Raw genomic sequence first — 13,284 nt, 5'->3', positions numbered from 1 at the left:
CAGTTCGTGCAAGATCGACGGCGGGGCGGTGGTAGTGCGGCCGGGTGCGGCGAAGCCGAGCGAAGCGACCGCGATCAGTCCAGGCAGGCGACGGGGACGAGCTGGACCGCGTTGTTGGCGAAGCCGCCCCGATTCCAGGGCTGGTCCACCGGCTGCACGCCGCCCTCGGCGTCCGTGGCGCGGGCCGTCAGCAGGTGCTGCCCGGGCACCGCGTCCCAGGCGTACGTGAAGCGCCGCCACGCCCACCGGTGCCCGTCGGCCGGTGCCAGCTCCGCCGCCGCCCACGTCTCGCCGCCGTCCACGCTGACCTCGATCGACTCCACCGGCGCCCGGCCCGACCAGGCCCGGCCTTCCAGCAGCACCGGCCCGGGACGCACCACGCGCGCCCGGGACATGAAGTCCGGGAACCCGGGCGGGGCCAGCAGCGCCCGCGGCGCGATCCGGGTCACCGGCTCGCCCGGATCGTCCGCGCTCTGCCGCATCCGGTACGCCACCACCTGCTGGAACCCGGTGAACGGCGTCGCCGTGAGCGTGATCTGCCGCAGCCACTTCACGTGCGCCATGCCGTACCAGCCGGGCACCACCAGCCGCAGCGGAAACCCGTGCTGCGGCAGCAGCGGCGCGCCGTTCATCTCGTACGCGAGCAGCACGTCCTCGCCCAGCGCCTCGCGCACCGGCAGGCTGCGCTGGTAGTCCTGCTCGACCCCGCGCTCGACGCCGTGATCGGCCCCGGTGAACACGACCTCGACCGCCGCCGGGTCCACCCCGGCCGCCGCGAGCACGTCGCGCAGCGCGACGCCGGTCCACTCCGCCGTGCCCACCGCCTCGACCAGCCACGGCTGGCTGACCGGGCGCGGCAGCAGCCGGGCACGGCCGTTGCCGGCGCACTCCATGGTCACCCGGACCGTGCGGCGGGGCAGCGCGCGCAGCGTTGCCAGGTCCAGCTCCAGCGGCGTGCCGACCAGGCCGTCGACCGCGACCCGCCAGGACGCCTCCTCGGCGTACGGGATGTCGTAGTGGATCAGCAGGTAGTGCAGGCCGGCCGGGGTCACGTCGTAGCGCAGCGCCTCCAGCGGCATGCCGTGGTTGCGCGCGGCCAGCGCCAGCTCCTCGGCGCTGATGCCCTCGTCGGGTGCGGCCAGGCGGCCGGGACGGCTGACGTCGCTCAGGGTGAGGTCCACCCGACCAGCATCCCGCCTCCCCGGCGCGCGCACGACCCGGCCTGGTTAAGAAGGGCACCTTCTTCTACGGAAAGCGATAAGAAGGTGCCCTTCCTTACTGGTCGGCGGGTGGGAGGGCGCCGGTGAGGCGGAGCAGGGAGGTGAGGATGCGTTCGGCGTGGGTCCACAGCAGCGCCCCGCCCGCCTCGGCGAGCAGGTGGCGGCGCGCGTGCGGGATCCGGGCGGCCAGCGACTCGCCGAAGTCGGGTGAGTGCACGGGGCTGGTGTCCTGCCCGCCGTACCAGAACTCGACCGGCACCTCGATCATGGCCGGGTCGAACGGCCACGGGCGCATCGCCAGCAGCGCGTCCCGGGCGTACCCAGCCGGGCCCTGCGCGAAGCCCTCGGCCAGCGCGCGCCGGAACGCCGCGGCGAACGCCGGATCCTCGTACACGGCGCGGTCGGCGTCGCCGCTCATCGACGTCACCAGGTGCCGCAGGCGCCCGGCGTCCAGCTGCGCGAAATAGGCCTCGGCCTCGTCCGGATCGTCGTCGGCCGAGCTCACCAGCCAGCGCAGCTGCGGCTCCAGCCGGGCCGCGACCTCCGGCCGGGCCAGCTCGTCCGTGCCGGACACGAGCGCGGCCGCGCTCACCACCCCGGCCGCGGCGCAGGCCAGCGCGAACGGCGCACCCTGCGAGAAGCCGACCACCGCCGGGCGGGCCGCCCCGCTGGCCGCCGCGAACCCGGCCACATCCGCGGCCCAATCGGTCAGCGTCCGCCCCGGCGCCGGATCCGAGGCGCCCAGCCCGGGCCGGTCCAGCGAGATCAGGCGTACGCCGAGCGCGTCCGCCACGTCCGCCCCGAACCCGAGCCGGCGGCTCGTGCCCGCCCCCGGGCAGAACAGCACCGGGACGCCGCCGGCCGGCCCCCACTCGGCCCAGCCGAGACGCCGCCCGTCCGCCAGCCCCACCTGCCCGACCCGCTCCGGCTCCGCCAGCACCAAGTCCACGGCTCGATTCTGCCGCCGCACACACCCCTGACCAGCCAAGATCGCCGCTTCGCCACCCGCGGCCCGGCGCGAAGATCGCGATCTCGTGTCGAAAAGTGCGGCTGGACCCGACGTTTGGACACGAGACCGCGATCTTGGCCCAGCGCCGGGCGCCGACGGCCGGGCGACGAGGGCCGGGCGACGAGGGCCGGGCGCCTAGCGCGGAGTGGGGCAAACCGGTTGCGGCGCAGGAGATCATCGGAGGATGACCCCGCACCGGACTGCCGCGCTGGACTCGCTGCGCGGCCTCGCCCTGGGCGACGCCTTCGGCGAGACGTGGTTCTTCCAGCCCGCCGACCGGGTCGAGGAGCTGCTGCGCGAACGGCACCTGCGCCCCGGCCCGTGGCCCTGGACCGACGACACCGCCATGGCCCTGTCGCTGTACCGGATGCTCACCGAACACGGCGAGGTACGCCAGGACGAGCTGGCCGCCGCCTTCGCGAGCGCGTACGACGCCGACCCGTACCGCAACTACGGCCCGTCCATGCACGGCGTGCTGCGTGCCGTGCACGAGGGCGAGCACTGGCACGAGGTCACCCGGCGGCAGTTCGGCGGGCAGGGCTCGTGGGGCAACGGCACGGCGATGCGGGTCGCGCCACTGGGCGCCTGGTTCAGCGGCGACCTGGACCTGGTCGTGGCCCAGGCGCGGGAGTCCGCCGAGGTCACCCACGCCCACCCGGAGGCCGCCGCCGGGGCCGTCGCGGTGGCCGTGGCCGCCGCACTGGCCGCGACCGGCACCTGCGCCGCCGATTTGATCGAGAGCGTGCTGGCGCGTACCCCCGACGGCGAGGTCGCTGCGGGCCTGCGGCAGGTGACCCGGCTGCCGTTCGACCGCGCGCCGGCGTGGGTGGCCGGGCAGGTGGGCTGTGGCCTGCGCATCTCCGCGCCGGACACGGTGCCGTACGCGATCTGGTGCGCCGCCCGCCACCTCGACGACCTGCCCGAGGCGCTCTGGGCGACCGCGTCGGCCGGCGGCGACATCGACACCACCTGCGCCATCGTCGGGGGCATCGTCGCCGCCCGCACCGGCCTCGACGCCGTGCCCACCCCTTGGCTGACCGCCTGCGAACCCCTCCCCACCTGGGTGACCCAGCCTTCCTGATCCACCCCCGCCACGCACATAGGGGCAAGATCGCTGCCTCGTGTCAGAACCTGGGGCTCAACCTCAGGTTCTGACACGAGACACCGATCTTGGCCAAGCCCCCCGCGGGCCGAGGCCGCCGGGCGGATCAGGCCGGGTGGGTCAGGGACGGACGGTGCCGGTGGCGGGGAGGCCGACGGAGGTGGTGACGTGGACGGCGGTGGTCCACCAGTGGCTGTCCAGGCCACCGGTGGCGGTCCAGTCGATGACCCAGTCGAGCATGCACAGCGGCGCCTCGTCGTACGCCTCGGGCAGCGGGAACAGGGTGATGCCGCCGTCGGGCTCGACGTAGCCGTCGAGCGGCAGCTGCCGGGGCAGGGCCAGCCGGGAGGGCAGCAGCCGCCACGCGCGGTGGCTGGGATAGCTGTGGTCGGTGGCCCAGGTGTCGATGACCCCGGCCCGGACCAGCGGCCGCAGCAGCGCGGCCGTGTCGGTGCACAGCCGGTCGCGTTTGGGCTGGTACGGCGTGAAGCTGAGCAGCCGGGCCCGGGTCGTCTCGACGGCGGCCGGCTCACCGAACCCTGCGCTCGCGTCTGGTGACTCTGCGTGGTCGGTCTCCGGCGCGACCAGGCCATCGTGACGAATGTCACTATACGGAGGGTCATCGACGACCATCGTTGCCGCGCGGCCAACCCCGTCACCCCCGCCGCTCCCGGCGGCATGCCCCCGCCGACCCGCCCACATCGACATATCCCCCAGCTACTCCCAAGTAATGGGACGGGACGGGCGTTTTCCCCGTCCGTCGGAAGGAGTAACGGTTGATCTTTCCGCCGAGTTAGCACCGAACCGCAGCCCAGCAGGCCGGGTCCCGTCATTCCCGACCGGTAACATTCGGCCGAACGTATGTGGCGAGCCGCCTTCACGTTGACGAAACATGTCTGCTGTGCCGGGCCGCCATCGCAACGTTCGCCGTATCCACCCCGCCCTCAGCGCCGTCGCCGCAGTGTTCGCGGTCGCGCTCGTGGTCTCGGGTGCCTTCATCGTGTACGACCAGCTCGCCGAGCCCGGGTGTTCCGGGTCCGCCTCGCTGACGGTCGCCGCACCCGCCGAGATCGCTCCGGCGCTGAAGGACACCGCTGCCGCGCTCACCGAGCAGAAGGCCGCCGTCGACGGCGCCTGCGTGGCCGTGGACGTGGTCACCGCCGACCCGGCCGACGTCGCCGCGGCCGTCGCGTCGCTGCGCGGGCTGACGCTGACCGGGGTGGGCCAGCCCAACGGCAGCACGCAGGTGCCGGACGTGTGGATCCCGGACTCGGCCACCTGGCTGGCCCGGGTCACCGCCGCCTCGCCCAACACCGCGGTCCAGGAGGCGCCGTCCATCGCGCGCAGCCCCGTCGTGGTGGCCATGGCCGAGCCCGCCGCCAAGGCGCTGGGCTGGCCGACGGCCAAGCTGACCTGGCAGGCGCTGCTCCAGCAGATGACCTCCGGCACCAAGATGCGCGTGGGCATCGTGGAGCCGACCCGCGACGCCGCCGGCCTGTCCGGACTGCTGGCGCTCGCGAGCACCGCCAACTCCTCGCCCAACGCGCAGGCCGCCACCACCGGCGCGCTGCGCACGCTCGCCGCGGGGCGCTCCGCGCTGCGCCAGGACGTGCTGGCCCGCTTCCCGCGCTCCAACGACCCCGCCGCGGTCGCCTCCGCACTGGGCGCGGCGCCGCTGTCGGAGCAGGCCGTCATCGCGTACAACGCGGCGCAGCCGCCGGTGCCGCTGGCCGGTCTCTACCTGGAGCCCGCGCCGATCGCGCTGGACTACCCGTACGCGATGATGCCCGGCATCGATGCCAAGCGGCAGGCCGCGGCCGGCCGCTTCCTGGAGGCGCTGCGCGAGCCCGCGTTCCGCGACCGGCTCGCCAAGATCGGTCTGCGTGGCCCGGACGGCTCGTTCGGCGCCGGGGTGACCACCCCGACCGGCGCGCCCGAGGTCGCCACGGTGCCCGCGCCCGCCGCGTCGCCGACCGCCCCGGCCGCCACCGCCGCCGTGGACCGGGTGCTCTCGACCTGGGTCGCGGTCACGCTGCCCGCCCGGATGCTGGCCGTCATCGACGTGTCCGGCTCGATGCTGACCAAGGTGCCCACCGCCGGTGGCGCCACCCGTGCCCAGATCACCCTGGAGGCGTCGCGGCGCGGCCTGGGGCTGTTCGACGACTCGTGGGCGGTCGGCCTGTGGACCTTCTCCACCGAGCTGGACGGCGCGAAGGACTACAAGCAGCAGGTGCCGATCGGCCCGCTGTCCTCGCAGCGGACGCGGATGCTCCAGGCGCTGGGGTCCATCACACCCAAGCCCGACGGCGACACCGGCATGTACGACACGATCCTCGCCGCGTACCAGGCCGTGCAGAAGGACTGGGACCCGGGCCGGGTCAACTCGATCGTGCTGATGACCGACGGCGACAACGACGACGACAACGGCATCTCGCTGGAGGCGCTGCTGGCGAAGCTGAAGGACACCGCCGACCCGCAGCGGCCGATCCAGGTGATCATCCTGACCATCGGCGACGTCAAGGCCGAGCCGTTGCAGAAGATCACGAAGGTCACCGGTGGCGGCGTCTTCTCCGCCAAGGACCCCGCCAAGATCGGTGACGTCTTCCTCAAGGCCATCTCCCTCCGCTCCGCCCAGACCGGCAGCTGACCCCGCGCCGCCCTTGATCGAAGCTCCCACCATGCTGTTAGAACAGCGGGGTGGGAGCTTCGATCATGAATGAGGGGATCTCGGGATGGGCCTGAGCGGGGAGTTGCGGCGGCTGCCGTCGGCGGCGCGCCGGATCGCGGAGGCGGCGGTCGCGGCCGTGGACGCGGCTCGGGCGCGCGACGAGCAGGGGCTGCGCGAGGCCGCCGACGAGCTGGCGGCCTGCGATCCGGAGCACGTCGGCGTGGTGCTGGGCAGCACGGTCCGGGCGCTGCTGGAGGATCTGCATCCGGACGGGCTGTCCGGGGAGGACGTGCAGGACGTGCTGGAGCGCTGCGTGCGCGACACCCTGGCGTGGACCGCCGAGCTGGACGTGGACAGCCTGGTCGTGGTGCTGACGGGCGCGCTGGGCGTACACCAGCAGGAGGACGGCGCGGCTCGGCCGGACCCGCGCCTGCTCGCCTGGCACGCGCCGGTGCTGCTGGCATACCTGCTGACGGGGTCGGGGCGGCGCTTCGAGCCGTACCTGGCCGCGGCGTTCGCGGAGATCGCGCGGGCGGAGACGGTGGAGATGCCGTGACCCTGATCCGCTTTGTCCTAATATGAGGTGAACTCAGGCCTCGGGACAGGGTGGAGCGTGCGGGGTGCTCGACAGGGTCACCGAACTGCTGCGCAGCACTCCCGGGCTGGCTCTGTTCATCTGCCTCGGGCTCGGCTTCGCGCTCGGCCGGCTGCGCGTGTGGAAGCTCAGCCTCGGCGGCATCGCGGGCACCCTGCTGGTCGCGCTGGTGATCGGCCAGCTCGGCGTCACGCTCGACCCGGAGCTGCGCAACGTCGCGTTCGCGCTGTTCATCTTCACCCTCGGCTACATGGCGGGGCCGTCGTTCTTCGCGAGCCTGAACCGCAAGGCGCTGCGCTACGCCGTGTTCACCGCGATCCAGATGCTCACCCTGATCGCGCTGACCTGCCTGGCGACCGTGCTGATGGGACTGGACCGGGGCACCGCGGCCGGGCTGCTGGCCGGGGCCACCACGTCGTCGTCGACGCTGGGCACCGCGGGCGAGGCGCTCGGCGCGCTGAACCTTCCTCCGGCGCAGATCCATCAGCTGCAGGCGAACCTCGCCACGGCGTACTCGGTGGTCTACATCTTCAGCCTGATCACGATCGTGCTGCTCACCGCGCAGGGCGTGCCGCTGCTGATGCGGGTGGGCATGCGCGAGGAGGCGGCCCGGCTGTGGGAGCAGCTGGGCGGCGGGGACCGCCCGGAGGGCTCGGTCGCCGCACTGCCCGGCTTCGTCGGGCGGATCTTCCGGATCACCGCCGGGGACGGCATGACCGTCGCCACCGCCGAGCAGGCACTCGGCGCGGAGGCGGCGGTGGAGCGGCTGCGCCGCGGTGAGGACATCGTCGTGCACGGCCCCGAGACCGTGCTGCGCACCGGCGACCATGTGCTGGTCGTGGGCCACCGGTCGGCGCTGCTGCACGGCGAGCACGTGCTCGGCCCGGAGACGCTGGGCCGCGGCGGCCACCCGATGACCCTGGAGACGGCCGACGTCGTCATCACCGACCCGCGCTTCCGCGGCTGGACGCTGGACCGGCTGCACGAGGAGATCCCGCCGAAGGACCGGCACGGCGTGTTCATCACGGGCGTCTCCCGGATGGAGCACGAGCTGCCGGTGAAGCCGTACACCGGCGTGAACCCCGGCGACACCCTGCGGCTGACCGGGGCCGCGGCGGACCTCGCCGCGCACGCCTCCCGGCTGGGCGTGCGCGTGGACGCCTCGGTCAAGGCCGACCTGGCCTTCATCTCGCTGGGCGTCGTCGCCGGGCTGCTGCTGGGGCAGCTGTCGGTGTCCGTGGGCGGGGTGCCGCTGTCGCTCGGGCTCGGCGGCGGCTGCCTGTTCACCGGGCTGCTCTGCGGCTGGCTGCGGGCCCGCCGCCCCACCTACGGGCAGTACCACCCGGCCGCCGCGCAGATGATCAGCCAGTTCGGGCTGGCCACCTTCGTGTGCGCGGTCGGGTTGAGCGCCGGCCCCTCCGCGCTGGTCCTGATCAAGCAGTACGGCGTGCTGCTGCCGGTGGTGGCGGTGCTGGTGACGGCGCTTCCCGCGCTGCTGAGCGTGTGGGTCGCGGTGAAGCTGATGCACCTGCCCGCGCCGCTGGTCGCCGGGGTGATCGCGGGCCAGCAGTGCAGCACCCCGGCCGTGACCGGGGCGCAGAAGGAGGCGGGCAACAACACCCCGCTGCTGTCCTACACCATCGTGTACGCCTTCTCCGCGGTGATCCTGCCGCTGCTCGGACCGGTCATCGTGGCGCTCACCGGGGCGCTGCCTTGAGCGATGATCCATGGCTGGACGCCCCGCCGCCGCGTTATCGTCACTGTGTGAGGCGGCTCGATCACGATTCCGTGACATCGCAGCCGGACACGCGGCTGCGAGCGGGAGTGGGCTTCAGCGAGTCCGCGGACCCGGCCGAGGCGGGCGGGACGGCCGTACGTACCGCCGTCGCCGCGCTCGGCGGGCAGCCCGCCGCGCTGTTCATCGTGTACGCCTCCGTCTCCTACGACCTGATCGCCCTGCTGCACGCGGTGCGCGCCGAGACCGGGCAGGCGCCGCTGGTCGGCTGCACCACCAGCGGGCAGTTCCACGACGGCCGCCTGATCACGCCCGGCATCGGGGTGTCCGTGCTGGCCCTCACCGGTGGGCCGTACCGGTTCGGCGTCGCCTCGGTCACCGGGGTCCGCGACGAGCCGGTCGGCGCCGGGCAGCGCCTGGCCCGCGCCGCACGCGCGGCGGCCGGACCCGAGCCGTCCCCGCACGCCGCGGTGCTGCTGCTCACCACCGGGCTGGCCGGGCACCAGCAGGAGCTGCTCACCGGCGTGCACAAGGTGGTCGGCGCGGCCGTGCCGGTGGTCGGCGGCGGCGCGGGCGACGACCGGCTGCTCGTGCGGACCTGCGTGTTCGAGGGCGACCAGGTCTACACCGACGGCGGCGCCACCGCGGTGTGGATCGCCGCGCCCGAGCCGCTCACCGTCGTCGCCGAGCACGGCTGGCACGACGTGAGCCTGCCGCTGCTGGTGACCAGATCGGACGGCCTGGTCATCGAGGAGATCGCCGGGCGGCCCGCGGCCGAGGTGTTCCGCGAGCACTTCCACGACGACGTCAACTACGAGCGGCCCGGCCTGGTCCGGCCCGCCCCCGGCTACCTGTCGGCGTACGCGTTCGGCCTGATCGAGCCGGACGGCGGCAAGCTCATCCGCGGCGCGTACATCGACCCCGAGGGGCGGCTGCGCTCGTTCACGCCGCTGCCGCCGTACGCGCCGGTCCAGATCGTCGCCTGCGCCCCGGACGACCTGCTGCGCGTCACCGAGGACGTGGTCGAGCAGGCGGTGGCCGGCCGCGACGCCACGGTGCTGCTCGCGTTCAGCTGCGTGGCGCGCCTCGACGTGCTGGCCGAGCGCGGGCCCGTCGAGGCCGCCCGCATCCAGGCCGCCGCGGGCGACGTCACCACGTTCGGCTTCTACACCTACGGCGAGTTCGCCCGGACCACCCGGGTCGCCGGATACCACAACGCCACGCTGACCGCGATCGCGCTGTGAGGGCGCCTGTGACCGGCGAGAACGAGGTCCAGGAACTCAAACGGCAGCTGGCCGCCGCGTCCGAGGCGGCGCGCGACGCGTACCGCGACACCACCCGCCTCATCCAGCTGCTCGCGCTGCTCGGCCAGCCCGGCGGCCCGGATGAGCTGATGGAGGACCTGCTCGCCGTCCTGTCCGACGTCTTCTTCACGGACGTGGTCTGCATGGCGCAGCTGGCCGGCGACCGGCTCGTGGTCACCGGATCGTGCGGGCTGCCCGAGGACGACCCGGGCTTCACCGACGGCTGGACGGCCGGCGAGTCCGCCCTGGCCGCGCTGTCGGGAGCCGCCCCGGTCGCCGTCGGCGGCGGCGTACGCGGCGCGGACGCGCCCGGCTCGGTGAGCCGGCTCGGCATCCGCTCGGCGGCCTGGATCCCGCTGTCCAGCGAGCCCTACGCCGACACCCTGCTCATCCTGTTCCGCACCAGCGACCGCCCGTTCGCCGTGGCCGACCTGCGCATCCTGTCGTCGGTCGCGGGCCGGCTGCACCTGGCGCTGCAGGAGCGCGAGCACAACGCCACCATCGAGCAGCTCGCCCATTTCGGCCACCTGCTCACCCGGCACCTGGAGGCCGAGCCGCTGCTGAGCGCCGCCGCCGATCTGCTGCTCCGCCTCACCCGGGCCGACCGGTCCTGGGTGGTGACCGTCGAGGGCACCCAGGCGCAGCTGCGCGCCCACCGCGGGCTGCCCGCGGCGCAGGTGCAGGGCTGGCCGCGCCCGGCCGCCGCCGTCGACGAGCCGCCCGGCTGCGGCGCCGGGCTGGCCGAGGTGCTGCGGGTCGCCGTCACCTGCGAGCACGGGCCGACCGCGCTGCTCTATGCCGGGCGCGAGCGGCCCCGCCCGTTCGCCCGCGGCACCCTGGAGATAATGACGATCTTCGGGAACCATCTCGGCGTCGCGCTGACCAACGCCGAGCTCTACCGCACGCTCGCCGAGCGGGCGACCCGCGATCCGCTCACCGGCCTGGCCAACCGCAGCGCCCTGGTGTCCCACCTGGACCGGCTGCTGAGCGCCGAGGACCGGTCCCGGGTCGGCGTGCTGTTCTGCGACCTGGACGGGTTCAAGGCGGTCAACGACCTGCTCGGCCACGAGGCCGGCGACGAGCTGCTGCTCCAGGTCGCCGAGCGGCTGCGGCGCGGCATCCGGCCCGAGGACCTGCTCGCGCGCTTCGGCGGCGACGAGTTCGTCATCGTGCTCGACCGGATCAAGCAGCTGGCCGAGGTCGCCGAGATCGGCGGCCGCGTCTGCGCCGACCTCAACGACCTGTTCACGGTCAGCGGCGAGCGGGTGCACGTCTCCTGCAGCATCGGCGGCGTGCTCGGCGTACGCGGCGGCACCACGCCCAGCGCCATGCTGCGCGACGCCGACGCCGCCATGTACGTGGCCAAGGGCCGCGGCAGCGGCCAGGTCGAGGTGTTCGACGAGGACGCCTCACACCGTTCCCGGGACCGCCTCGACCTGCGCTCCGAGCTGCTGCTCGCCCGTGACCGCGGCCAGCTGCACCTGGCGTACCAGCCGATCTTCGCGCTGGACAGCCGGGCGATCGTCGCCTTCGAGGCGCTGCTGCGCTGGACCCACCCGCACCACGGCAACGTGCCGCCCGACGTGTTCATCCCGCTGGCCGAGGAGAGCGGCGCGATCGTCGAGATCGGCCAGTGGGTCATGGAGCAGGCCTGCCGCCAGCTCGCCCAGTGGCACCGCCTGCCCGAGGGCCGCGGCCTGGGCATGAGCGTCAACCTGTCGCCCGTGCAGCTGCACCAGGCGCACGCGGCCGAGCGCACCCTCGGCGTCATCCGCGCCGCCGGGCTGCACCCCGCCGACATCTGGCTGGAGATCACCGAGCACAGCTACCTGCGCCACGAGGTCACCGAGTACGCCTCCGCGCTCGGCGCGGCCGGGGTGCACCTGGTGCTGGACGACTTCGGCACGGCGTACTCGAACCTGGCCTACCTGAAGCGCCTGCCGATCGAGATCCTGAAGATCGACAAGTCGTTCGTCAGCGGCGTCACCGGCGGCCACCTCGACCTCAGCATCGTGCGGGCGATCCTGGCCATCGCCGACTCGCTCGGCCTGGTCGCCATCGCCGAGGGCATCGAGACCGAGGAGCAGCGCACCGCCCTGCGTGCCCTCGGCTGCCGCCTCGGCCAGGGCTACCTGCTCTCCCGCCCGCTGCCCGCGGCCCAGGCCGGGCTGCTGCTCCGCCCCCAGGAGCAGATGCCCGCCCGCGCCCGCAACGCCCGCTGACGGGTCAGCAGGGCCTGCGGCCGGCGAAGCCGGTGTCGCTGCGGTGATACCAGTCGATGCCGGTGTCGCCCTCCAGCCAGCACCAGCGCACCGGGCGGCCGTCCAGCTCGCCGGGGAAGTCGAGCAGCAGCGGGGCGAAGCCCTTGACCTCGATGTCCTGCTCGGCGATCTCCTCCAGCCCGGCGTAGAGCCGCGCCTCCAGCGCCTTGGCCTCGGCCAGGCCGCCCAGCTCGCTCTGCGCGCCGGTGTCCAGATCGGCCCGCAGCTCGGCCAGGTCGGCGCGGACGCCGACCAGCTCCTCCAGCCGGGGCAGCAGTTCCGCCAGGCGGGCGCGCGCTTCGTCGAGCGTGAACATGGCCACCAGTATGTCGGAGCCGCGCCCGGCGGCCGCGCCCGCCACGGTCGGCGCGCCCTCGCCACGCGGGGCCGGCCTCCGCAGCGCCGCGTGGATCATCCGGTCCGGACGGTCGCGCAGCGGAGGAGTGACATTCACTCACGTACGACTCCGTCACTCTGCGCGACCCTTAGAGAACGCTGAAGCGTCGGAGGGGACGTGCTCACCTACTACCGCGACGAGACGGTGGCGGTGACCTCGACGTACGTGCAGATCGAGGGCCGCCGGTTCCGGCTGGCCGAGCTGCGCTACGTCTGGCACCGCCAGGAACGCCCGGACTGGCGCGTCCGCCGTCGCACGGCCGGCCGCGGGGTGCTGAACACCCTGATGCTGCTGAGCGCCGTGGCCGGGCTGGTCGCGCTCGTGGGGCTGGCCGCCTCGGCGTACGGCGAGACCAGGCTGGCCGCCGCGGTGGGTCGGCTGCCCGTCCCCCGCAACACGCTGCTGCTGGTCGCGGTGCTGCTGCTGGTGGTCGGGCTGGTGCCGCTGGTGTGGGAGTGGGCGCTGCACCGGGTCGACGACAGCTACGACCGGGGCAACGCCATCTACGAGATCTGGGCCGAGACGGACACCACCCAGATCCTGCTGATGCGCTGCGACGACGCGACCCGCTTCGGGAAGATCTACCGCGCCCTGCAACGCGCCCTCGGCCATTGAGACCCTGCTGTCCGTCAGAGTCACCCCGGGGCCATGCCGCGAGGGCGGGCTGCCAGCCGATGGGTGACACCTACATGAGAGTCCACTTGCGACAGTGCTGATGGTAAGTTCGTGGTGCCGGGCGGGCGAGACCCGAACTCGTCCGGCACTTGCGGGTCCTGCGGCGGCAGGTGAAAAACGCCGGTACCGGGAGTGCCTCGGGAACCTGACCCTCGGGGTCGAACGGACGTGGAGACGGCGTAAGACCGGCACGTGTGCCGGCTGTGGTCGGTGAAGCGTCAACCCCGCTCCGTTTCGGCGGATCAGACGGGGAGCGTCTGTCGGTAACGGCGGACTGTGGGAGGGCGTGCTCGCCAAAGCACACTCGTTCGCAACGGT

11 protein-coding genes are annotated in these 13,284 nt (G+C 73.7%); 7 read left to right on the top strand and 4 right to left on the bottom strand.

All coding sequences use genetic code 11. The features are described from left to right. Window positions 1-74: 74 nt before the first annotated feature. Window positions 75-1,181 carry a sulfite oxidase gene (locus CS0771_RS13760; protein WP_212841330.1) on the bottom strand — a complete coding sequence of 369 codons (1,107 nt, stop codon included), beginning with the start codon at window positions 1,179-1,181 and terminating at the stop codon, window positions 75-77. A 94-nt stretch (window positions 1,182-1,275) separates the two neighbouring features. Further along, window positions 1,276-2,163, bottom strand: coding sequence for an alpha/beta fold hydrolase (locus CS0771_RS13755; protein ID WP_212845826.1), 888 nt, complete (start codon window positions 2,161-2,163; stop codon window positions 1,276-1,278). Between the two features lie 250 nt (window positions 2,164-2,413). Here CS0771_RS13755 and CS0771_RS13750 point away from each other — a divergent pair, with 250 nt between their 5' ends. After that, complete coding sequence (locus CS0771_RS13750; protein WP_212841329.1) at window positions 2,414-3,310, top strand: ADP-ribosylglycohydrolase family protein; 897 nt, start codon at window positions 2,414-2,416, stop codon at window positions 3,308-3,310. Window positions 3,311-3,451: 141 nt separating this feature from the next. On the opposite strand, the gene CS0771_RS13745 is transcribed toward CS0771_RS13750, so the two are convergent. Continuing rightward, the gene (locus tag CS0771_RS13745) at window positions 3,452-3,964 is read right to left on the bottom strand and encodes a hypothetical protein (RefSeq protein WP_212841328.1); all 513 of its coding nucleotides are present in this window, start codon (window positions 3,962-3,964) and stop codon (window positions 3,452-3,454) included. Window positions 3,965-4,223: 259 nt separating this feature from the next. On the opposite strand from CS0771_RS13745, the gene CS0771_RS13740 reads away from it, so the two are divergent. The 5 genes from CS0771_RS13740 to CS0771_RS13720 all read left to right on the top strand — a co-directional run bounded on the left by CS0771_RS13740 (window position 4,224) and on the right by CS0771_RS13720 (window position 11,855). Further along, on the top strand, window positions 4,224-5,978 hold the full coding sequence (locus CS0771_RS13740) for a substrate-binding domain-containing protein (RefSeq protein ID WP_212841327.1): 1,755 nt from the start codon (window positions 4,224-4,226) through the stop codon (window positions 5,976-5,978). Between the two features lie 85 nt (window positions 5,979-6,063). Continuing rightward, complete coding sequence (locus CS0771_RS13735) at window positions 6,064-6,555, top strand: hypothetical protein (RefSeq protein ID WP_212841326.1); 492 nt, start codon at window positions 6,064-6,066, stop codon at window positions 6,553-6,555. Between the two features lie 64 nt (window positions 6,556-6,619). Then, on the top strand, window positions 6,620-8,311 hold the full coding sequence (gene aspT, locus CS0771_RS13730) for an aspartate-alanine antiporter (protein ID WP_212841325.1): 1,692 nt from the start codon (window positions 6,620-6,622) through the stop codon (window positions 8,309-8,311). 71 nt (window positions 8,312-8,382) lie between these two features. Next, window positions 8,383-9,573: an FIST signal transduction protein gene (locus CS0771_RS13725; RefSeq protein WP_212841324.1), complete on the top strand. Its 1,191-nt coding sequence runs from the start codon at window positions 8,383-8,385 to the stop codon at window positions 9,571-9,573. After that, window positions 9,570-11,855 carry a bifunctional diguanylate cyclase/phosphodiesterase gene (locus CS0771_RS13720; protein ID WP_212841323.1) on the top strand — a complete coding sequence of 762 codons (2,286 nt, stop codon included), beginning with the start codon at window positions 9,570-9,572 and terminating at the stop codon, window positions 11,853-11,855. Before CS0771_RS13725 ends, CS0771_RS13720 begins: the two co-directional genes overlap by 4 nt. 4 nt (window positions 11,856-11,859) lie before the next feature. On the opposite strand, the gene CS0771_RS13715 is transcribed toward CS0771_RS13720, so the two are convergent. Beyond that, window positions 11,860-12,348 (bottom strand): DUF2203 domain-containing protein, encoded by a 489-nt coding sequence (locus tag CS0771_RS13715; protein ID WP_371821395.1) that lies wholly within the window; start codon window positions 12,346-12,348, stop codon window positions 11,860-11,862. Window positions 12,349-12,408: 60 nt separating this feature from the next. Here CS0771_RS13715 and CS0771_RS13710 point away from each other — a divergent pair, with 60 nt between their 5' ends. After that, window positions 12,409-12,906: a DUF6232 family protein gene (locus CS0771_RS13710; RefSeq protein WP_212841322.1), complete on the top strand. Its 498-nt coding sequence runs from the start codon at window positions 12,409-12,411 to the stop codon at window positions 12,904-12,906. Window positions 12,907-13,284 lie beyond the last annotated feature (378 nt).

The sequence above is a fragment of the Catellatospora sp. IY07-71 genome (assembly GCF_018326265.1).
Taxonomy (GTDB): domain Bacteria; phylum Actinomycetota; class Actinomycetes; order Mycobacteriales; family Micromonosporaceae; genus Catellatospora.
The sequence above is the reverse complement of the archived record's forward strand: the minus strand, read 5'-3'. Positions and strand labels throughout refer to the sequence as shown.

What these genes read in the sequence shown, in the direction of transcription:
- CS0771_RS13750 (WP_212841329.1), top strand. Translation starts at nt 2,414, where the DNA reads ATGACCCCGCACCGGACTGCCGCGCTGGACTCGCTGCGCGGCCTCGCC.
- CS0771_RS13745 (WP_212841328.1), bottom strand. Translation starts at nt 3,964, where the DNA reads ATGGTCGTCGATGACCCTCCGTATAGTGACATTCGTCACGATGGCCTG.
- CS0771_RS13740 (WP_212841327.1), top strand. Translation starts at nt 4,224, where the DNA reads ATGTCTGCTGTGCCGGGCCGCCATCGCAACGTTCGCCGTATCCACCCC.
- CS0771_RS13735 (WP_212841326.1), top strand. Translation starts at nt 6,064, where the DNA reads ATGGGCCTGAGCGGGGAGTTGCGGCGGCTGCCGTCGGCGGCGCGCCGG.